The organism is Nonomuraea sp. NPDC049750, from assembly GCF_040659625.1.
GTDB lineage: Bacteria > Actinomycetota > Actinomycetes > Streptosporangiales > Streptosporangiaceae > Nonomuraea.
In genome coordinates this window covers 16,401-36,587 of sequence record NZ_JBFANB010000035.1, presented here as the reverse complement: position 1 = coordinate 36,587, position 20,187 = coordinate 16,401, and the positions used below count along the sequence as shown (strand labels likewise).

The following is a 20,187-nucleotide window of genomic DNA, read 5'->3' as shown; positions in this document are numbered from 1 at the left end:
GTTGCGAAACAGCGGACTGCCATCCTGCCCGCATGAGCGATGCGAAAGACGTAGATCGGGCGCACACTCCTGAGCAGGGCGCCGCCTCGTGGAAGCGTGAGGTTGTAGAACTGGCGGTGCTCTTCGTCGCGGTCGGTCTGGCCCACCTGTTCGCCACTCTTATGGGGCACGCCGCCCCAGGCCCCGCGGTGCTGGTCACCCTCGGTGCGGGGCTCATTATGTGCACCTTCGTCCACAAACGCCTGGCCCACCGACGACCCGGCCGCAAACGCCTGGGCCGCAAACGCCTGGGCCGCGAAGGCCACAAACGATGTGGAACCGAGCGCCAAGCCGCTGAGGTGATCGATATCGAAGGAGGCCGGCCGATGAAGTTGTGGCGCATCCGCACGCGGGTGGTCGACCGGCCGGGCCGTCTGGCGGAGTTGGCCACGGCGTTCGCCAGGCTGGACTGCAACGTGCTGGCCCTGCACATCGCCGCGACCGGCAGCAGCGCGATCTCTCCGTCCGGCTGCGACGCCCTGGACGAGTTCGTCGTCGAGGCGCCCACGCAGCTGAGCGAGAAGGACCTGTGGTCGGCGGTCGAGAAGGCCGGCGGGCTCGACATCGTCATCGTCCGCGCCTACGTCAAAGACCTGGTCGACCCCGGGGTCCAGGCCCTCGTCCTGGCCAATGCCGTCAGCGACGACCCGGAGCAGCTGCCCCATGCGATGGCGGAGCTGCTGCGCGCCCCGGACGTCCAGTGGCGACGCCCCGGAGACACCCTCGCCGACAGCGGCGAGTCCGGCACCACTCTGGTGATTTCCGTCCATCCCGAACGGGCGCTCCTGGTCAGCCGCCCCGCTCTGCCGTTCACCCCGACAGAGGCGGCCAGAGCCGCCGCACTGGCCGCCAGCGTGAGACAGCGGCGCTACTCCGACTGAACGCCGCCCGCTCAGCCAAGGCTGCCTCGTGTACGCGTCACCGCAGCGACCCACCAGATGCCGCCGTACTCACTGACGAAGTACGGCTGCCCCCGATAGGCAGCGGACATCGGGCCATCCGGGCTCGTGTTCATGAACGGCCGCCGGGAGGCGAGGCCGGCATGGTTCGCGGCGAAGACCGCCGGATCCTGCTCGTAGTCGTGCGAGTCCACGACGTCCGTCTCCGCGACGCGGTGCGCGTAACCCGACACATCCAGGACGGGACGCGTCGGGTCGGCGAGCTTCGTGGCCAGCCACATCGCTCGCGTCACGTCGTCGAGCTGGGTGATCCGGTCTGTCAGTATCTGCGAGGTCTCGTTCAGCGGGCACCAGCCGACGATCGACGGATGGCTCAGGTCGCGGCGCACGGCTTCGAGCCACTGCGTCACCATCGACGCCGTCGGCCGCTGGTTGTCCCCGGCCGGTGAAGCCGGACGACGCCAGTTGGGGCGATCAAGGCCTTTCTGAAGATCGGTTTTTGCCCTGCTCCTACCGCACATTCGGCTCGCCCGCAACCCGTTGACCCTTGAGGTAAACGCCATGTATACCTGGGCCATACCTGATGCATCCTCCAAGCGCCGACGAGGTGGAGATGTCATGGCAGTAATCAGCAGGCGGACCTTTCTCGCAGGCAGTGCCGCCGCGCTGGGTACCACCACCCTGGCGGCCTGCGGCAATCCCACGACCTTGCCCGAATCCATGCAGGTGGTCCGCGCCGGTAGCGGTGGCCCGAGCCGGGGCGGAATCCTGTACTTCGGTCTCTCCACGGACCCGGCCAATCTCGACCCGCATCTCAGCACCGGCAGCGCCTCCGACTACCTGCGGCAACTCGCCTACAACGGGCTGGTGCAGTACAACGGCGCCGGAGAGATCGTCGGGGACCTCGCGGCCGAGTTCGGCTGGGCGGATGAGCTGACCTACAAGGTCAAGCTCCGCTCAGGAGTCACCTTCCACGACGGCTCCCCGATGACGGCCGAGGACGTGGTCTTCTCCTTCCGCCGCATGATGGACAAGGAGACCGCGGCGGCATCGGGGCCGCTGCTCACGCAGGTCACCTCCGTCGAGGCGCCCGACGCCACGACCGTGACCTTCACCCTGAAGCAGCCCGACGTGGCCTTCCCCTTCGCGCTGGCCGCGCCCACCTCCAACGTCGTCTCCAAGAAGTGGATCGAGGCGGGGGCGAACACCAAGACGCAGGTCATGGGCACCGGCCCGTTCCGGTTCGTGGAGCGCATTCCGGGAGTGAGCACCACCTTCGTCCGGTTCGAGCATTACTTCGAGTCCGGCCTGCCGTACCTCAACGGCATCGTCTTCCAGCCGATGAGCGACGACTACGCCCGCGTGATGGCCCTGCGCACGGCGACCGTGGACATGATCGACTATGTCCCGGCCACCCACGTCGGCGTCATCTCCGAGAACCCCCGGCTGCGGTTCGCCTCGGACAAGACCTTCGGCTTCGGCTTCGTCGGGTTCGTGACCAGCAAGCGGCCCTTCGACGACGTGCGGGTCCGCAAGGCGATCGCCATGTCGATCAACCGGCGGTCGGTCCTGGACACCGCGCTGCTCGGGCACGGCAGGCCGATGGACGGCGCCCTGATGTCGGAGACGTTCGCTCCGTACGCGCGCGGGCTCGACGGCACCATGCCGTACGACCCGGAACAGGCGAGGTTCCTGCTGAAACAGGCCGGGCAGGAGGGCCTGACCCTGCCGGTGGTCACCACCAGTTCCTACTCGGTCATCGCCCGGCCCGCCCAGGCGATGCTGCCGGGCCTGCGCGCAGCCGGCTTGAACGTGAACCTCACGCAGCAGGAATGGCTGACCTTCCGGGCCAGCGTGACCGACAAGGTCTTCCCCGTCCACTCCTGGGGGACGGCGCCGAAGTTCGGCGACCCCGCGTCGCTGGGCGACTTCATCGGCAGCACCGGCACCTTCGCCAAGTACCTCGACTTCGCGGACGACAAGATCGACGAGCTGCTCGCCCAGGGGCGCAAGACCTCGGAGCAGAGCCTGCGCGACGAGATCTACCTCGACATCGAGAAGCGGGCGCTGGAGCTGGTTCCGATGACCTACACCGTCCGCCGCGAGCAGGGCGAGGCTCACTACACCTACGTCAAGGGTTACGAGCACCCGCCGAAGGGCGCCTGGACGGCCACGGCCCTGCGCCGGACCTGGATGGAGAAGACGGCGTGAGGCGATTCCTGGCCAAGCGGTTCGCGCAGGCGATCCTGCAGTTGCTCCTCGTCGGCACCATCGTCTTCTTCTTGGTACGCCTCATCCCGGGCGATCCCGCCAAGGCGGTGCTGGGCGAGGCGGCCACCGAGCAGCAGATCGCCCAGACCCGGCTGGCGATGCACCTCGACGAGCCCTTCTTCGGGCAGTTCATCGGCTTCTGGGCGCGGCTGTTCCAGGGCGATCTCGGCACCTCGCTGATCAGCGGGCGCCCGGTGATGCAGGACCTGCCCTCCCGCATCGGCAACTCGCTGGAACTGGTCCTGATCGCGCTGGCCGTCTCGCTGGTGGTCGGCATCGTCCTGGGCCGGATGGCCGCCACGCGCGCCGACAAGCCGTCGGACCACGTGCTGGTCGCCGGATCCATCTTCGGGATCTCCCTGCCCGTCTTCGTGGTCGGCACCCTGCTGCTGCTGGTGTTCGGCATCCTCATCCCGATCCTGCCGCCGGCGCGCTTCGCCTCGCCGTTCGAAGATCCCCTTACGCACCTGCACATCCTCATCCTGCCGGTGGTCACGCTGACGGCGGCCTCGTGCGCGGTGGTCACCCGGATGACCAGGGCGTCCATGCTGGAGACCCTCAACGCCGACTACGTCCGTACGGCCCGCGCCAAGGGGCTGGTGGAGAAACGCGTCATCAACCGGCACGCCCTGCGTACGGCGATGCTGTCCGTGGTCTCCGTGACGACGGTGGAGCTGACGACGCTGATCGGCAGCACGGTCCTGGTGGAGACCATCTTCGGCTGGCCGGGGATGAGCTCCCTGCTCATGAACGCCGTCGGGCAGCGCGACTACCCCGTCATCCAGGCCGTCGTCCTCGCCGCGGCCACCATCGTCATCCTGGTCAACCTGGTCGGAGACCTGGTCGTCAGGGCACTCGACCCCCGGGCGGAGGACAACTGATCATGGCCACTGTGCTGTCAGGCGCACCGGCGATCACGAGCGCCGACAGGAAGACCTTCCTGCGGCGGCTGCTGGCCAACCGCAGGACGTCCGTCGCGGGCGCCTTCCTGCTGCTGGTCGCGCTCGTCGCGCTGTTCGCCCCGTTCCTCGCGCCCTACGACTACCGCGACATCGTCGGCAAGCCGCTGACCTCCGGCTCGGCGCTGGGCATCGACGACTTCGGCCGCGACGTACTGTCCCGCCTGCTGATCGGGCTGCGGGTCTCCCTCGGGGTGGCGCTGTCCGCGGTCCTGGTGGCGGCGGTCATCGGCGTCGCGCTCGGACTGGTGGCCGGGTACGTCGGCCGCTGGGTCTCGACGATCATCATGCGCGGCATCGACGTCCTGCTGAGCTTCCCCCCGATCGTGCTGGCCATCGCGGTGGTGGCGATCCTGGGGCCGGCCCTGGTGAACGTCGTCCTGGTGATCGGCGTCCTGTACATCCCGAGATTCACCAGGATCGTGTACACCCAGGTGCTGTCCATCAGGAATTTGGAGTACGTCGAAGCCTCGAAGATCATGGGCGCGAAACCGGCCGGCATCCTGGTCGGCACGATCCTGCCGAACGTGGCCGCGCCCATCATCGTCCAGCTCAGCCTGTCGGTCAGCTTCGCCATCCAGATGGAGGCCGGACTGAGCTTCCTCGGCCTCGGCGCGCAGCCGCCGCTGCCCTCGCTGGGCACGATGGTCGGCTCGGGACGCGACTTCCTGGAGGTCCAGCCGACGCTGCTGATCTACCCGTCCGTGCTCATCATCCTCGTCGTCCTCGCCCTCAACGTGTTCGGGGACGGCCTGCGTGACCTGCTCGACCCGCGCCGCCGTGGCACCAGCTGAGTCGTGGCACCCACCGAGTCCTGGCACTAACCGAAAGGAACCACCACATGACCCTCCCTTCCACCCACAGGCTCGGTGAGCTCTCCTGGACCCAGGTCAAGGAGCTGGCGGAACGGGACCCGATCATCCTGCTGCCGATCGGCGCCGTCGAGCAGCACGGCCCGCACCTGCCCATCCACGAGGACTCCATCGTGGCCGAATGGGTCGCCGACAAGCTGGCGGCGGAGAACGGGTGCTATGTCGCCCCGGCCCTCCACTATGGGCACTCCGGCACCTTCCGCGGCTACAACGGCAACCTCTCCTTGAGCCAGACGACCCTGCGCAACGTCACGTACGAGATCATCGAAGCGCTGGTCCAGTCCGGATTCCGGCGCATCATCATCGTCGACAACAACGGCGGCAACGTCGGGCCCGTCACCGGCGCCGCCCTTGACGCGCGCCGCGACCTCGGCGTGCTGATCGGGCACCTGTACCCGTGGCAGCTCGGCTACGCGCTCATGCGCGACGTCTACGAGGACCCCGCCACGGCGTACGGACACGGCGCCGAGCCCGAGCACTCCGCGATGCTCGCGATGTTCCCCGAGCAGGTGCGCAGTGAGCTGGCCGTCCCCGGCGGCCTGGCGTCCGGCAGCGGCTGGACGCCGACGAGCTACCTGGAGACGGCGATCCCCGGCCAGACCGTACGCGGGACCGTCTTCTGGGACTTCTCCGAGGTGAGCGAGACCGGATGCACCGGCGACGTGAGCCTCGGCGACGCCAAGATCGGCGAGATCTGGATCGAGCGGGTCATCGGTTTCTGCTCCGCCTACATCCAGGAGTACGACCGCAACACCAAAGCCGAGTAGCCCTGCATGAGCATTTGGGGAGACACATGACAACCGACACGATCCTCTCGGTCGAGCAGCTCTCGGTGGACTTCCAGATCGCGGGCGAATGGACCTCCGCCGTGAAGGACGTCAGCTTCTCGGTCGCCAAGGGCGAGGTGGTGGCGCTGGTCGGGGAGTCCGGCTCGGGCAAGTCGGTCAGCTCGATGTCGGTGCTCGGGCTGCTGGCGCCGAACGCGCGGCGTCGCGGGAGCATCCGGTTCGGCGACACCGAGCTGATCGGCCTCGGCGAGGAGCCGCTGCGCGCCATCCGGGGCAAGCGGATCGCGATGATCTTCCAGGAGCCGATGACCGCGCTGAACCCCGTCTACACCATCGGCGAACAGATCATCGAAGCCATCCAGTGCCACGAGCGCCTGCCCGTCGCCGAGGCCCGCTCGCGGACCCTGGAACTGCTGCGCAAGGTCGGCATCCCGGAGCCGGAGTCGCGGATCGACAGCTACCCGCACCAGCTGTCCGGCGGTCAGCGGCAGCGCGCGATGATCGCCATGGCGATCTCCGGCTCGCCGGAGGTCATCATCGCCGACGAGCCGACCACCGCCCTCGACGTCACCGTGCAGGCGGAGATCCTGGAGCTCCTGCGCCGCCTGCAGAAGGACCTCGGCTCGGCGGTCATCGTCATCACCCATGACATGGGAGTGGTGGCCGACCTGGCCGACCGGGTCGTGGTGATGAAGCAGGGCGAGGTCGTGGAGGAGGCGCCGGTCGCCCGGCTGTTCGCCGACCCCCGCCACGAGTACACCCGCAAGCTGCTGGCCGCGGTGCCCCGGCGCGGGCAGGCGGAAGCGGCCCGCGCCACGGCCGCGCCCGCTGATGGCATGACGCTGCGGGTCATCGATCTCGAGGTCGAGTACCCGGGCCGCCTCGGTCGCAAGGGCTTCAAAGCGGTGCACGGCGTCAGCTTCGCCATCGAGAAGGGGAAGGTCCTCGGTCTCGTGGGGGAGTCCGGCTCGGGCAAGTCCACGATCGGCCGGGCGATCGTCGGGCTGGCGCGGGCCTCTGCGGGCGCGATCGAGATCTGCGGGCGCGAGGTGACGGGGCTCAAGGCCGGGCAACTGCGCGACTTCCGCCGGACGTACTCGATGGTCTTCCAGGACCCCGGCTCCTCGCTCGACCCGCGCCGGTCGATCGGCGACTCGATCGCGGCACCGATGATCATCAATCGGTACGCCGGTCGCGCCGCCGTACGCGCGCGGGTGCTGGACCTGCTGGAACAGGTGGAGCTGCCCAAGAGCTGGGCCGACCGGTTTCCGCACGAGCTGTCGGGCGGTCAGCGGCAGCGCGTCGGGATCGCCCGCGCGCTGGCGCTGGAGCCCGAGTTGCTGATCGCCGACGAGCCCACCTCGGCGCTGGACGTGTCGGTGCAGGCCACCGTCCTGCGGTTGTTCCAGGAGTTGCAGGACAGGCTCGGGTTCTCCTGCCTGTTCATCAGCCATGACCTCGGCGTCGTCGAACTGCTCGCGCACGACGTCGCCGTCCTGCAGCACGGGCGGCTGGTCGAGCACGGCCCGGCTCGCGAGGTGCTGAACGAGCCGCAGACCGACTACACCAAGCGGCTCGTCGCGGCGGCGCCGGTGCCCGATCCCGTCGAGCAGGCCGAGCGCCGCGAGCTGTGGCGGGCCATGGCGAAGTGATCGAGCTGTCTATCGGGTGTTCACTTCAGGCGGGAGACCACCGACTCGTCGGGGCGCAGATGGTTGCGCAGCGTGCGTTCGGCGGCCTCGAAGTCGTGCTCGGTCAGCGCCGCGAGCAGGGCGCGGTGCTCCGGGCCGATGACCGCCAGCCGGTTGGGCCGCAGCGAGATCGCGCTGACCCCGATCCGCTGGTGGCGCGGCTGGAGGCTGGTGAACAGGTCGGTCAGGACGGTGTTGCCCGTCGCCTTCACAAACGAGTAGTGGAAGAAGAAATCCATCTTCGCGTGCTCGGCGATCGCGTCGCGGTCGCCGGCCCGGCACCGCGCCAGCGTCGAGGGCTCCTCCATCAGGTCCAGGTGCGCGGACAGGCCCGCCGGGATGTCGGTCTTCGTCTCGCACAGGATCCGGAAACCGTGGATTTCGAGCACCTGCCGCATCTCGTAGGTCTCGAACAGCTCGCCGGCCGTGACGCTGCGCACCTGGGCGCCGCGCCTGGGCTGCAGGTCGATGTACTTCTCGGCCGCCAGACGGTGGAACGCCTCCCGGACGGGAGTCCGCGACACGCCGGCTTCGTCGCAGACCAGCTTCTCCTCCAGGAAGGAACCCTCAGGAAACCGGCCACCGAGGATCGCCTCCCTCGTCCACCGGTAAGCACGCTCACCGGCCGTCGTCGCCGGAACCCTGTCCGGTTCCCAATCCATGCCACCCCCCATGTTCATGTGTATACACAGCGTATACCAATTTCTGTTAGGAGTATCCATTGCAGGACCAGCAAGACCGGAGATACGCCGCCTGGCTGTCCGGTCCGAGCTTCGCCGCGGCCGAGATCGTGGCGGACCTGGGTTACGGGGCGGTGGTCCTCGACATCGAACACGGCTCGTTCGATCTGGCCGATCTGGAACGCTATATCCCGTTCCTGCGCGCTCTCGACCTGGAGGTGCTGGCCAAGGTCCTGGGGCCGGAGCGGGGCCCGATCCAGCAGGCCCTCGACTTCGGCGCCACCGCCGTCGTCGTGCCCCACATCGAGGGCGTCGCGCACGCGGCCGCCATCTGCGCGTTCGGAAAGTTCCCGCCGCTGGGCGACCGGAGTTTCGCGGGCGGCCGTACGACGCGCTATGGCGGCTTCGACGACGAGTGGACCGCCCGGCAGGACCGCGAGACCCGCGTCTACCCCATGATCGAGGACGTCGGCGCCCTGGAGCAGATCGCCGACATCCTCGCGCTCCCCACGGTCGACGGCGTCTTCGTCGGCCCCAGCGACCTGTCCCTGCGCCGGGAGCGCGGCGCCTACAGCCGGTCGGCAGGCGATTTCGCCGACCTCAAGATCGTGGCGGACGCGGCCCGCGCCGCCGGCAAGCCCTGGGTGCTGCCCGCGTGGTCGGCGGAGGAGAAGGCGTTCGCGCTGGAGAACGGCGCCGACCAACTCGTCCTGACCATGGAGCACGGCGCCATCATGGCCGGTTTCCGGGCCGCTCTCGACCAGACCCGCGAACTCACCCGCAATCGTTAGGAGACACAGCATGCTCGTCACCGTCGGCCAGTTCGGCGCCACCACCGACAAGTCCGCCAACCTGGAAGCGGCCACCGCACTGATCGAGCAGGCGGCGGCCCAGGGCTCCCAGCTCATCGTCCTGCCGGAGAACGCCATGTACTCCAACTCGGACGTCACGGCCGACATCGTCTCGGAGACCGAACCCCTTGACGGCCCCTTCGTGACCACGATCGGCGCGCTGGCGAAGCAGCACGGCATCGCCGTCGTCGCCGGCATGACCGAGGCGCCGGGGGGAGGGTCCGGCAAGCCCAGTAACACCGTGATCGCCGTGGACTCCGGTGGCGACCTCGTGGGCGTCTACCGCAAGGTCCACCTCTACGACGCCTTCGGCTACCGCGAGTCCGACCGGGTCCAGGCGCACAAGCCCGAGCCGCTGATCTTCACCCTGGGCGACCTGACCTTCGGCGTCATGACCTGCTACGACCTCCGCTTTCCCGAGATGGCCCGGTTCCTGGTCGACGCCGGGGCCGAGGCGCTCGTCGTACCCGCCGCGTGGGTCGCCGGGCCCGCCAAGGAGGATCACTGGATCACGCTGGCCCGCGCTCGCGCGATCGAGAACACCGCCTACGTGATCGCCTGCGGGCAGACCGGCCCGAACTACACCGGTCACAGCTCCGTCGTGGACCCGATGGGCCAGATAGCGGCCTCGGCGGGCGAGGCTCCGGGAGTGGCGTCCGCGGTCATCGGCGCGGAGCGGGTGAAGACCGTACGCGCCAAGAACCCCAGCCTGACCAACCGCCGCTTCGAGGTCGTCCCCGCCTGAGGACCGGCACCTGAGGACCGGCGTCTGAGGGACAGCGCCTGAGGGACAGCGCCTGAGGGGGCGCCGCGCGCCGGAGGGACGCCGCCCACCTGAGGGGCGGCGTCCGTCACGGCGTCTTCGAGCCGGGTTCGTGCCGGCCGGCGTCCGCCGTGGCGGGTGCTTCGGGGCTGCGCAGCCCCGAGGCGGCGATGGCGATGAGGGCGCAGAGCCCGAGCATGGTCGCCCAGACGCCGTGGTACGCGGCGGTCGAGCCGAGCCGATCCCCCGACAGCACCAGGACGAGCGCGGAGACGCCGATGACCGCTCCACAGGCGCGCGAGGTGACGGACATGGCGGTGCCGGTGGCCAGCCGGGCGGGCGGAATCTCGGCGACGGCGGCACCGCTGAGCGCGTTGACCAGCACGGCGATGCCCATACCGGTGGCGACGACCGCGGGCAGGACCACCGTGAGGTACGCCTGACCGCCCCCGGCCGCGAGCGCCAGGTAGCCGGTGGCGAGCGAGAGCAGCACCACCCCGCCCAACGCCAGCCTGCGGTGCCCGGTCTTCGCCGCCAGCCGGCCGGCGAGCGGCGCGGTGAGGACCTGTACGACCGCGCCGGGAGTGACGGCGAGCCCGGCCTGGGCCTCGGAGTACCCCCAGATCTTGGTGAGGAACAGGATGTTGGCCAGCGGCAGGGCGAACATCACCAGCCCGAGCAGGAACATCGCGAGGTTGGCCCGCTGGGTGCCCCGTGCCCGGAGGATCTTCAGGTCCACGATGGGAGCGGGATGCGAGCGCGCCCGCCGGACGAAGACCACGCCGACGAGGACACCGGCGACGAGGGCGAGGATCGTACCCGGGCTGCCCGGCCCCCACGCGTCACTCTGCACGATGGCCAGTGAGGGCAGGCCGATGGCCGCCACCAGCAGGACCAGGCCCACGATGTCCGGCATCCGCGACGGGGCGGACGGCGGCGTCCGCGCCAGGGTCCGCCACGCGCCGAACAGCACGACGAGCCCGACCGGCAGGTGGAGGAAGAACACCGTGCGCCAGTCCCAGACGGCGACCAGGAGGCCGCCGAGCGAGGGCCCGGACGCGGTCGCCACCGACTGCGTCGCGCTCCACAGACCGATCGCCGTGCCGCGCCGTTCCGGCGGGTAGTACGGCAGGATCAGCGCGAGCGTCAGCGGGGTGATCACGCCGCCGCCCACACCCTGCACCACCCTGGCCGCGATCAGGATGCCGGCCGAGGGGGCGACCGCGCACAGGGCGGCGCCGACCACGAACACCGTCAGCCCGGCGAGGAACACCCGCCGATAGCCGAACCGGTCCGCCAGGCCGCCCGCCGGCAGCAGCGCCGCCGTGAACGTGATCGCGTAACCGTTGAACACCCACGAGAGTTCGGGCAGCCCGCTGCTCGGAAAGCTGCGGAGCATGTCGGGAAAGGCGATGTTGGCCAGCTGTACGTCGATCGCACCGAGAAAGGCGCTCCCGCACAGCACCGCCAGGGGGAGCGCCCGGGATCCGCGCACCTCAGCCGGACGCCGCGCCGAACCGCTCGCGGAGCTCGACCTTTCGGATCTTGCCCGTGACGGTCCGTGGCATGGCCTCGACGACTTCGAGGCGTTCGGGCCAGAACCAGCTGTTCACGCCTGCTTTCTCCAGGTGCGTCCGCAGATCCTCCAGCGTGGGTGGTTCGTCCGTCGGCGTCACGACGGCGCAGACCAGCTCGACCAGCTTCGGATCCGGGATGCCGATGAGCGCGATGTCGCGGACGGCGGGGTGCCTGCCCAGCAGCGCTTCGATGTCGCTCACCGGCAGCTTGAGACACATGTTGGCGATGATGATGTCCTTGGTCCGGCCGGAGATGCGCACGCCGCCGTACCCGTCGTCGCGGGCGAGGTCGCCGGTGTCGAACCAGCCGTCCGGCGTGACCGACTTGGCGTAGATCTCGTCGCGCCGGTAATAGCCGAGGCATTGGGCCGCGCCGCGTACCTGCAACGCGCCGATCTCGCCGACCGGGACCGGCTTGTTCTCCTCATCGACGATGCGCGCCTGCATGCCGGCCACGACGGTGCCGTCGCTCTCTCCGGCCCGCTCCGGCGGGTCTTCGGGCCGGGTCATGGTGACGCCGCCGTTCTCGGTCATGCCCCACAGCGCGTACACCCGTACGCCGAGGATCTCGCTCACCTGCTCCACCAGGTGCGGTGGGACGGGCGCCGAGCCGGACACGAAGATCCGCAGAGTGGGGATCTTCCGTGGGTTGGCCTCCTGCTCCTCGCTGATCTCCCGGGCGAAGGGCGGTGTGCCGTAATACATCGTGACGCCGTGCTCGGCCATGAGGTCGAGGTAGACGCCGGGGTTCCAGAGGTCGGCCGTGACCGCGGTGCCGCCCAGCATCAACGCCTGCAGGTACGTCATCACCAGGCCCACATAGTGCATGGAGGTCTGCGCCGTCATGATGACCAGGCTGTCGTCCAAGCCGTACGCGTCCCCGTAGCCGCGGATGGCGGCATGCAGGGTGTTCTGGCTGTGCAGCGCGCCTTTGGGCTCTCCGGTCGTCCCCGAGGTGAACAGAATGAGGAACGGATCGTCCGGACCCAGCGCGCGCCCGGCCAGCTCCGCAGGGTCACCGGGTTCGGGGTCGAGGAGGTGCTCCTCGAACCCGAGGGACCCGGCCGGGCCGTCGCCGCCGAGGACGACGACGTGCTCCAGGGCCGGGATCTCGCTTGCGAGCGTCATCGCGGTCTCCGCGGTCGGCAGGTCACCGAGGCGGTTCACGGTGATGAAGACGCGCGCCTCGGTCAGCCGGATCATGAAGTCGAGCTCGCGATGCCGGTAGATGGGGAACTGCGGTGCGATCCGCGCGCCGATCTTGATGCAGGCCAGCGTCAGGGGCAGCATCTCGCGGCGATTGGGTAACTGGACGGCGATGTAGTCTCCCGGCCGTACGCCCAGCCGGATCAGGCCGTGGGCGATCCGGTCGGTCAGCCGGTCGAGCTCGGCGTAGCTGACGACGTCGGTTTGGCCATCGGCGACGCGCCGACTGATAAGTGCAGGCTTGTCGGGAAAATCCGTCACATGATGCCGAAGGTCATCCAGGAAAGTCGCGCTTCGCCACCAACCGTTGCGCCGATATTCCTCATGTGTGTCCGTCACGCTCGCCCGCCTTCCATCAGGCGCCCCGCGGACGCCCTCGTCTGCTGTTCCGCACGAAATTCAACGTACGGCATTTACCGCAATTCATCGCCTACGGGTTTTATCCTCCCCGGAGAGGCCGCCCTTTTGCTCCCCCGGAGTGCCTCCGCCACGATGCGCCGTGTTCTTCTGCTCCCCCGGAGGGGGTATCTGTCCCCAGAGACCCCAGCCACCACGGACCGTCACAGGAGCCGAGACGGTTGGGGGACGAAGGGGGACCATGGTCACGACGCAGGAGTGACGAGGTAGAACAGAGCCGGCAGATGGACCGCCACCCCCTCGTACACCTCCGCACACACGGCCACACCAGGCCGGGCGAACGTGCCCGGCGGCGGTTCGGCCACCCGGATCACCGAGTGGCGAGCGTCCAGGAGCCGGGCCGCCACCGAGATGTCGCCGACGAGGGCGGACCCCGGGCTGATCCACCGGTTGCGGCTGATCTTCATGCCGTTGCCCGCCGCCAGGTCGGCCAGCAGGCCGTTGCGGCCGACGAGCCGGTGGTAGTAGTCGTTCGGGTTGATGATCATCGCGTGCGGGGTGGCGCCCGACTGCTCGACCTCGTCGCAGGCCGTCAGGACTCCGGTGACGTAGTCGGTGTCGTAGGGGAGCCGGGCGATCTCCGGGTGGTCGAGCAGGGCGTTGGTCAGGGCCAGGTTCTCGGCGGTGGCGAGCCGTACCAGTAATCGGTAGTCGAGGAAGGTGGCCAGCGCGTCCGGGTCGTCGGCCAGCCCGTCGGGGATCTGCACCCACGCCCGGATCGGGTGCACCCCCGCCTCGCTCATGCCGAACCTGAAGGCCGCCTCCCGGCGGACGTCGGAGCCGCGTACCGCCTTCTGCTCTTCCGCGGTGGGCCGGGACTCCGTCCAGAACCGGGCGGTGTCGTCGGTGGGGCGGACCTTGAGCAGGTTCCGTACGGTCAGCCGTGGTCTGTCCTTGGTCGGCTCGTGTGCCTCGGTGATGGTGTAGTCGAAGGTCACCTCGGCGCGGCCCGGGTCGGCCGCGAACGCCCGCGCGAACGCCTGGCCCGGGGACTGCTTCACGGTGGTGGGGGCTGGGGCGGTGTCCGTTGACATGGGGCCTCCCGGTCAGAAGTCGTGCTGGATGAGCCGCTGGTAGAAGGGCAGATGGTGGTCGTAGAAGGCCCTCAGGGCGGAGTGGTTGTCGACGGTGTCCGGGTAGGTGTTGCGGCGGTCCTCGAAGCCGGCGCTGCCGATCGCGTCGAGATGCCACCGGCGGGTCCGCCGCCACTCGGGCCGCTCTCCGGAGTCCCAGGTGAGCGCGTCCGCGAGGAAGGGCAGACCGGCGTACGCGCAGAAGACCTCGGCCACCTTCGCCGGCTCCGCGACCAGCCGCTCCGTGCGGATGACGAGCGGCCTGCGCCCGGTCGCCGACCAGGCCAGCTCGAACAGCCGGTACAGCCTTTCGTAGCCGATCTCCGCGCAGGTCACGGCTGGTTTGATCGCGTAGTGCGAGCTGATGGTCGGCTTGGGATCGCGGACGATGAAGGTGTGGACGATCCCGGCGAGTTCCTCGGGATGGTCGAAGAGATAGCCGTAGTCGTAGTCGAGGACCTCCTTGACGAACACCGGCCGCACGCGGGCCAGCTCCCTGAGGCCGATGAGGAGCTCCTTCTCCGAGCGCGCCACCGCCCGGCCTCCGTCCGGTGACGGCGATGGGAGCGGCACCGCGCCCTCCTCCGTCAGGGCGAGGAACGGCTCGTGCAGGACGGCCACATCGCCGCGCTCGATCATCATGCGCAGGAACGCCGTCGAGGCCGAGCGGGAGTGCGCCCACATGACGATCAGCGGGTTCACCCGGACCACCAGGCCGGGACGCGGTCCCAGCGATGCCGGCGGAGCTCCTGGAGCAGCGCGTCGTCGAGCGGCCGGCCGTCGCTGACCGAGAAGTTCGCCCGTACGTGAGCGGGTTTGCGCATGCCCGGGATCACCGTGCTGACCGCCGGGTGGTTGAGGATGAAGCGCAGGGCGAGCTCGGGCAGCGAGGTGCCCTCGGGGAGAGCCGCCTTGAGGCGTTCGACCCGTTCGACGCTCGGCCCGAGGTTCTCCGCGCAGAAGTACGTGCTGCGCCAGTCCTCCTCCGGCCAGGTGCTGTCGGCGCTCAGCGTGCCGGTGAGGGTGCCCTCGTCGAACGGTACGCGGGCGATGATCCCGATGCCGTCGCGCAGCGCGCGGTCGAACAGCTCGTCCTCGGGCGCCTGGTCGAAGATGTTGTAGATCACCTGGATGACGTCGATGAGGCCGGTGTCGAGCGCGGCGAAGCAGTTGGCCGGCTCCCACCGGTTGACGCTGATGCCGACCGCGTCGATGACCCCCTCACGCTTGAGGTCGATGATCGCCTCCTGCCAGCGTTCGTCGGCCGCCCAGCGGTCCTCCCAGGTGTGGAACTGCATCAGGTCGATGCGCGACACCCCGAGGTTGTCCAGGCTGCGATGGGTGTACTCCCTGATGTGGTCCGCGGGGTAGGCGTCGTCGAGGGTGTCGTCCGGTCCCGGCGGCCATTCGCGGTTCTTCGGGGGGATCTTCGTGGCGACGTACAGCTTCCGGTCGGGATGGCGGCGCAGCAGCGCGCCGAGCATCTGCTCGCTGACGCCCCGGCCGTACACCCAGGCCGTGTCGAAGAAGTCGCAGCCCAGCGCCACGGCCTCGTCGAGGCAGCGCGGGGCGAGGTCGTAGTCCCAGCCGGTGAAGTTGCCGGGGCCGCCGCCGATGCCCCACATGCCGTATCCGACCTCGCTGACCGCCCAGCCGAGGTTCCCCATCTTGCGGTGTCGCATCCCTAGCCTCTCTGTCGCGTGGTGATCAGCGGGCGTCCCTTCACCGCGCGGCCGTCCCCGCTCCCGCTCGTCAGCCGGGCGTGGTACGCGGTGATCGAGCCGTCCAGGCCGTCGTCGTCGAGCTGCCAGCGCTGCTCCAGCCGGCGGCATTCGTCCTTTCGGAACAGCGCGGGGTTGTCGGTCAGCAGGCCGGCGAAGGCCCGCTTCAGCCGGTCCTCGCTCGTGCCCTCCGGAGCGGGCAGGAGGGACGCGAGGATGGCCAGCTCGCGATCGGAGGTGGCCCGCCCCGCCTCACGGACCAGCGTCACGAAGTCCCCGCACGGGATCGGCGCGATGACCGCGCCGGCGCGCGGCAGGACGTCGTCGAAGCTGACGCTCTCCGCGCGGAAGATGTGCAGCGTACGGCCCCAGGCGCCGTCGTCGCACACCGCCGCCGCCACGCGGGCCGCCACATAGTCGACCGGGGTGTAGTCGGAGCGCGTGGCGACCTCGGGCATGACGCCCAGCCGCAGGAAGGCCGACAGCAGCAGATGGGTGAAGGCCACCGGATTCGGGTATCCGTTGTCGGCGCTCGGCATCACCTCGCCGAGCCGCAGGATGGTGACCAGCGCGCCGCGGCGCCGGGCCTCGGCGAGGTAGCGTTCGGCGATCCACTTGGACCGGCCGTACCCGCCGGCGGGCGTCCTGGCGAGGGCCGGCTCGTAGTCCTCCGGCAGGCGGTCGTCGTGCCGCAGCGCCTCGTCCTGGAGCGCCCCGAGCGTCGAGACATAGTGCACCGGCACCGGCCGGTAGGCCATCGCGAGCCGGACCAGCTCGATGGTGCCGCGCACGTTGACCTGACGATGGGCGCGATAGTCGAACAGGAAGTTCACCAGTGCGCCGTTGTGGAGCACCAGGTCACACGTACGCGCCAGGTGCTCCCAGGTCCGGGCGGTCAGCCCGAGGCCCGGTAACGCCAGGTCGCCCGCGTACCCCTCCAGCCGGTCGGCGAACCGCGGCTCCCACAGACCCCGCTCCAGCAGCGCGCCGACGACCCGCGCGGTCGCGCCGGTGTCGTCGGCGGCCCGCGCGAGGCAGCGAACCCGCAGGTCGGTACGGGCCAGCAGCTCATGGACCAGGCGGCTGCCGACGAAGCCGGTCGCCCCGGTGACCAGCACGGTCCGCAGCCTGCCCGACCGGTCGGCGGGCCGGATGGGCTCGCCCTCCGGCACCGTCGAGTCGTGGGCCATGAGCACGGACTCGTCCTCGATGGCCACGCCGTCGCGCCGCCGGGCCTCGATCAGGGGCGTCAGCTCGTTCGCGGTCGGGTGGTCGTACAGATCCTTGACGTCGACGCGCACACCGCACTCCGCGGTGATCATGTGCACGACGGACAGGGCCTGGATGGAGTCGCCGCCCGCCTCCGCGAAGTGCGTGTCGCCCGTCAGTCCGGGCCGGCCGAGCGCCGAGCGCAGCGCCCGCAGGACCTGGTCGGCCAGGTTCGTGGTCGGCGCGCTCTCGGCCAGCCGGGCGGTGTCCTCGGCCAGTCTGCCGTCGAGGACCGCCTGGAGCCGGCCGCGGTCGACCTTGCCGTTGTCGTTCAGCGGCATCTCCGGCAGCAGGAAGAAGTAGCGGGGCATGCTGGTCCTGGGCAGAGTGCGGCGTAGGTGCCCGCTGAGCGCCGCCTCGGTGAGACCGGCGCCGGAGACGAACAGCGCCAGCGCCTTCGTACCGCGCTGCTCGGCCACCAGGACCTCCGCCTGCCGGACCCCGGGGCACTTCTCGGCGGCCACCTCGATCTCGCCCAGCTCGATCCGGACGCCGCGGATCTTGACCTGGAAGTCCTTGCGCCCGGAGAAGAACAGCCGGCCCTCGTGGTCCAGATGACCGAGATCGCCGGTGAGGTAGAGCCGGGGGCCGGGGATGATCTCCGGGAACGGGTTGGGGACGAACGCCTTGGCGGTGGCCGCCGCGTCGCCCAAGTACCCCTCGCCGAGGCACTCGCCGCCGATGGCCAGCTCGCCGGTGGTGCCGGCCGGCACCGGGCGCAGGTCGTCGCCGACCACCACGGCGTAACAGTTGTCGATCGGGCGGCCCAGCGGAATCGTGTCCCCGTCCGCCGCGGACACGGGATGGAAGACCATCCCGATGGACGCCTCTGTCGGCCCGTAGCCGTTGGTCACCCGCAGGCCCGGCAGCAGCGCCATCAGCCGGTGCACCGCGCGCGGGTTGACCGCCTCGCTGCCGACGACGAGCCGCCGCAGCGAGGACAGCTTCCGGAGCGCCTGCTCGTCGCTGTCCACGATGGCCACCAGCGCGTTGAAGACGCTGGAGACGAAGTCCGCGGTCGTGATGCCGTACTCGGCGATCAGGTCGATGGTGTGCCGCAGGTTGAGGAACTCTTCCTGTACGGGCAGCACGGTGTGACCGCCCGTGGTCAGCGGCCAGAACAGCTGCCAGAGCGAGGAGTCGGAGGTGTGCCTGCTGTTCTGCAGGACGACGTCCGCGCCCGTCGCGGTGAAGTAGCGCGTCATGAAGCGAAACCGGTTGGTCAGCCCCGCGTGCCGGTTCATCGCGCACTTCGGCGTGCCCGTGGTGCCCGAGGTGAAATAGCCGTAGATCAGGTCATCGGGGCCGACCGGCACCGCCGGGCGCCGGGGCGACGGGACGATCCGGTCGACCTCGACGGTGACCGCGCGGTGCCGTAACTCCCGTGGCAGCGCGTCTGCGGTGGCGCACAGGATCGGCCCGCCCGGCAGCACCCCGAAGGTGCCGCGGATCCGGTCCTCCGGCCACGAGGGGTCCAGCGGTACGAACGCCGCGCCCAGCTTCATCAGCGCCAGATACGTGACCGGCAGTTCCAGGGAGTTGACCAGCAGGACCGCGACCACGTCGCCCTTGCCCACACCGTGCCCGGTCAGCGTGGCCGCCAGGCCGTTCACCAGCTCGTCCAGCTGCCGATAGGTGAGCATCCGGCCCTCGAACGACACCGCCGGGCGCTCGGGACGGCGGTCGGTCTGCTCCTCGATCAGCGCGGAGATCGGGCGGAACGCCCCGAAGTCGACCGCTCGGCCGGCGAAGCTCTGGGATTCGATCGATAATGGGGAAGGGGCTGATTGCTGCCCCTCGGACCCTTCCTGGTCGTTGCCGGTCGGCTGTCCGGTCATTTCCACCTCTCCGTTAGGAATGCCGCCCTACTCGTAGGCGTTCCATGCCGTTCCAGATGAGTGCGTTCCGGTGAGAGGTGGTCGTAGGCGACGTCCGGCGGGGTGCGCGTCGCCGCCGCGGCGGCGATCCGGCCGACGGCGGGCGCGGTCTGCACGCCGTAACCGCCCAGCGCGGCCATCCAGACGAAGCCCGGCGCGTCCGGGGCCTCGCCCACCACGGGCGTGTCGTCCGCCACCACACTGCGCAGGCCGGCCCACGCGTGCCTGACGCTGCGGATCTCCAACGTGGTGGCCCGCTGTAATCGCTCCACGCCGATCGCGACGTCGAGGTCGTCGGGACGGACGTCACCGGGCGGCATGGGGGTCGTGTCGGCGGGTGAGACGAGCAGGCGTCCCGACTCGGGCTTGAAGTAGAAGGTGTCCGCCACGTCGGTGACCATCGGCCACCGCGCCGCGCCGACGCCGTGGGGGAGGCCGGCGTCTTCGGACAGGCCAGCGTCTTGAGGCAGGTCGGCGTCTTCGGGCAGGTCGGTGAGGAAGGCGGTGCGCCGTAGCGGCCGCAGGCCGATGAGCCGGACCCCGGCGAGCCCGGCCACTTCGTCGGCCCACGCCCCGGCCGCGTTGACCACGATCGGCGCGGCGAACTCGCCCGCGTCGGTCGCCGCGTGCCAGAGCCCGTCCCGCCGGGACAGCCCCCGCACCCGCGCCGACGTGATCACCTGGCCGCCACGCGCCCGAATGCCGCGGAGAAAGCCCTGGTGGAGCGCGTCCACGTCGATGTCCATCGCCCCGGGTTTCAGCATGGCGTGGCTGTACCAGCCGGACCGCACGATCGGGCAGAGCCGGTGTACCTCATCGTGGTCGATCTCACGGACCGGAGTCGGGGCCGACAGCCCGTCGGCCAGCATCTCGGCGAACTGCTCCTCCGCGCCTACGGGACACAGCGTCAGCACGCCGCGCGGGGTCAGCAGCGGACCGTCCGCGAAACCGGGCGGTGGCGTGGTGAGGAACGACCGGCTCGCCGTGGTGAGCGCTCGTACGGCCGGGTTGCCGAAGTACTCCGAGAAGAGCGCGGCGGACCGTCCGGTCGCATGGTAGCCGGGAGCGTGCTCCATCTCCAGCAGCGTCACGGTGCCGAACTCGGCGAGGAAGTATCCCGCGCTCGCGCCGGCCACCCCGCCGCCCACGATGAGAAAATTTCTCACGGTCGTAACCGATCATATTTCGGGCCGGACCCGCAATATTTTCTGGGCTTCCTGACTTCTGGTATAGA

General features: G+C 69.8%; 17 protein-coding genes. 8 read left to right on the top strand and 9 right to left on the bottom strand.

All coding sequences use genetic code 11. From position 1 onward, the window contains the following. Positions 1-32 precede the first annotated feature (32 nt). Positions 33-920 carry an ACT domain-containing protein gene (locus tag AB0J16_RS49830; RefSeq protein WP_358553383.1) on the top strand — a complete coding sequence of 296 codons (888 nt, stop codon included), beginning with the start codon at positions 33-35 and terminating at the stop codon, positions 918-920. 11 nt (positions 921-931) lie between these two features. Here AB0J16_RS49830 and AB0J16_RS49825 read toward each other — a convergent pair whose 3' ends face one another. After that, positions 932-1,516: a glycoside hydrolase family 2 TIM barrel-domain containing protein gene (locus AB0J16_RS49825; RefSeq protein WP_358553381.1), complete on the bottom strand. Its 585-nt coding sequence runs from the start codon at positions 1,514-1,516 to the stop codon at positions 932-934. 40 nt (positions 1,517-1,556) lie between these two features. Between AB0J16_RS49825 and AB0J16_RS49820 the strand changes: the two genes are divergently transcribed. Genes AB0J16_RS49820 through AB0J16_RS49800 form a run of 5 tightly spaced genes read left to right on the top strand, consistent with a single transcriptional unit; the run spans position 1,557 to position 7,480 of the window. Next, complete coding sequence (locus tag AB0J16_RS49820; protein WP_358553379.1) at positions 1,557-3,149, top strand: ABC transporter substrate-binding protein; 1,593 nt, start codon at positions 1,557-1,559, stop codon at positions 3,147-3,149. Beyond that, entirely contained in the window at positions 3,146-4,090 is a 945-nt protein-coding gene (locus tag AB0J16_RS49815) for an ABC transporter permease (RefSeq protein WP_358553377.1), read from the top strand. The genes AB0J16_RS49820 and AB0J16_RS49815 overlap by 4 nt, the downstream gene beginning before the upstream one ends. Before the next feature lie 2 nt (positions 4,091-4,092). Then, on the top strand, positions 4,093-4,962 hold the full coding sequence (locus tag AB0J16_RS49810; protein ID WP_358553375.1) for an ABC transporter permease: 870 nt from the start codon (positions 4,093-4,095) through the stop codon (positions 4,960-4,962). A gap of 47 nt (positions 4,963-5,009) precedes the next feature. Next, on the top strand, positions 5,010-5,807 hold the full coding sequence (locus tag AB0J16_RS49805; protein WP_358553373.1) for a creatininase family protein: 798 nt from the start codon (positions 5,010-5,012) through the stop codon (positions 5,805-5,807). A 26-nt stretch (positions 5,808-5,833) separates the two neighbouring features. Further along, on the top strand, positions 5,834-7,480 hold the full coding sequence (locus AB0J16_RS49800) for an ABC transporter ATP-binding protein (protein ID WP_358553371.1): 1,647 nt from the start codon (positions 5,834-5,836) through the stop codon (positions 7,478-7,480). 20 nt (positions 7,481-7,500) lie between these two features. On the opposite strand, the gene AB0J16_RS49795 is transcribed toward AB0J16_RS49800, so the two are convergent. Next, on the bottom strand, positions 7,501-8,181 hold the full coding sequence (locus AB0J16_RS49795; protein ID WP_357951292.1) for a GntR family transcriptional regulator: 681 nt from the start codon (positions 8,179-8,181) through the stop codon (positions 7,501-7,503). A gap of 59 nt (positions 8,182-8,240) precedes the next feature. Between AB0J16_RS49795 and AB0J16_RS49790 the strand changes: the two genes are divergently transcribed. Together AB0J16_RS49790 and AB0J16_RS49785 are read left to right on the top strand one after the other, a co-directional pair. After that, positions 8,241-8,990 carry an aldolase/citrate lyase family protein gene (locus tag AB0J16_RS49790; RefSeq protein WP_358553369.1) on the top strand — a complete coding sequence of 250 codons (750 nt, stop codon included), beginning with the start codon at positions 8,241-8,243 and terminating at the stop codon, positions 8,988-8,990. A 10-nt stretch (positions 8,991-9,000) separates the two neighbouring features. Further along, positions 9,001-9,795, top strand: coding sequence for a carbon-nitrogen hydrolase family protein (locus tag AB0J16_RS49785; RefSeq protein WP_358553367.1), 795 nt, complete (start codon positions 9,001-9,003; stop codon positions 9,793-9,795). Between the two features lie 106 nt (positions 9,796-9,901). Here AB0J16_RS49785 and AB0J16_RS49780 read toward each other — a convergent pair whose 3' ends face one another. From AB0J16_RS49780 to AB0J16_RS49750, 7 genes are all read right to left on the bottom strand, one after another. Continuing rightward, positions 9,902-11,308 (bottom strand): DHA2 family efflux MFS transporter permease subunit, encoded by a 1,407-nt coding sequence (locus tag AB0J16_RS49780; protein ID WP_358553364.1) that lies wholly within the window; start codon positions 11,306-11,308, stop codon positions 9,902-9,904. A 1-nt stretch (position 11,309) separates the two neighbouring features. Beyond that, positions 11,310-12,857 (bottom strand): AMP-binding protein, encoded by a 1,548-nt coding sequence (locus AB0J16_RS49775; RefSeq protein WP_358553362.1) that lies wholly within the window; start codon positions 12,855-12,857, stop codon positions 11,310-11,312. A gap of 341 nt (positions 12,858-13,198) precedes the next feature. Beyond that, the gene (locus tag AB0J16_RS49770) at positions 13,199-14,047 is read right to left on the bottom strand and encodes a family 3 encapsulin nanocompartment shell protein (RefSeq protein WP_358553360.1); all 849 of its coding nucleotides are present in this window, start codon (positions 14,045-14,047) and stop codon (positions 13,199-13,201) included. 12 nt (positions 14,048-14,059) lie between these two features. After that, positions 14,060-14,788 carry a hypothetical protein gene (locus AB0J16_RS49765; protein ID WP_358553358.1) on the bottom strand — a complete coding sequence of 243 codons (729 nt, stop codon included), beginning with the start codon at positions 14,786-14,788 and terminating at the stop codon, positions 14,060-14,062. Further along, the gene (locus AB0J16_RS49760) at positions 14,785-15,768 is read right to left on the bottom strand and encodes an aldo/keto reductase (protein WP_358553356.1); all 984 of its coding nucleotides are present in this window, start codon (positions 15,766-15,768) and stop codon (positions 14,785-14,787) included. The genes AB0J16_RS49765 and AB0J16_RS49760 overlap by 4 nt, the downstream gene beginning before the upstream one ends. 2 nt (positions 15,769-15,770) lie before the next feature. Further along, positions 15,771-18,914: an amino acid adenylation domain-containing protein gene (locus AB0J16_RS49755; protein ID WP_358553354.1), complete on the bottom strand. Its 3,144-nt coding sequence runs from the start codon at positions 18,912-18,914 to the stop codon at positions 15,771-15,773. Continuing rightward, the gene (locus AB0J16_RS49750) at positions 18,911-20,119 is read right to left on the bottom strand and encodes an FAD-binding oxidoreductase (RefSeq protein WP_358553352.1); all 1,209 of its coding nucleotides are present in this window, start codon (positions 20,117-20,119) and stop codon (positions 18,911-18,913) included. Before AB0J16_RS49750 ends, AB0J16_RS49755 begins: the two co-directional genes overlap by 4 nt. Positions 20,120-20,187: the final 68 nt, after the last annotated feature.